This window comes from Vibrio sp. 10N.222.48.A3 (assembly GCF_041475345.1).
GTDB lineage: Bacteria > Pseudomonadota > Gammaproteobacteria > Enterobacterales > Vibrionaceae > Vibrio > Vibrio tasmaniensis_A.
The window spans coordinates 1-487 of record NZ_JBFRVX010001600.1; the positions used below are offsets into that span (position 1 = coordinate 1).

The following is a 487-nucleotide window of genomic DNA, read 5'->3' on the forward strand; positions in this document are numbered from 1 at the left end:
GATGAAGCCGACCGCATGTTAGACATGGGTTTCATCCGCGACATCCGTAAGATCTTGGCTTTCCTACCGAAGAAGCGTCAGAACTTACTGTTCTCTGCAACGTTCTCTGATGATATTCGTAGCTTGGCTAAAGGCTTAGTAAATAACCCAGTTGAAATCTCGGTAAGCCCTGCAAACTCAACAGCACCAACTGTTGAACAAAGTATTTATCCAGTAGATAAAAAGAAAAAAGCGCCAATGCTAGCTAAGCTGATCAAAGATAATGATTGGCGACAAGTGTTGGTGTTCAGCAAAACAAAACACGGTGCAAATAAGCTTGCTCGTTTCCTTGAAGAACAAGACATCACTTCTGCTCCTATCCATGGTAACAAGAGCCAGGGCGCGCGTACTAAAGCCTTAGAGAACTTTAAAACCGGTAAGGTACGAGTACTCGTAGCGACCGATATCGCTGCTCGTGGTATTGATATCCCACAACTTCCTCAAGTGG

Annotated in this window: 1 protein-coding gene; it reads left to right on the top strand. The window is 44.6% G+C overall.

The window, feature by feature from the left end; genetic code table 11:
* Positions 1–487 (top strand): helicase-related protein (locus tag AB4653_RS27950; RefSeq protein WP_372105888.1); only part of this gene is annotated, 487 nt, incomplete at both ends.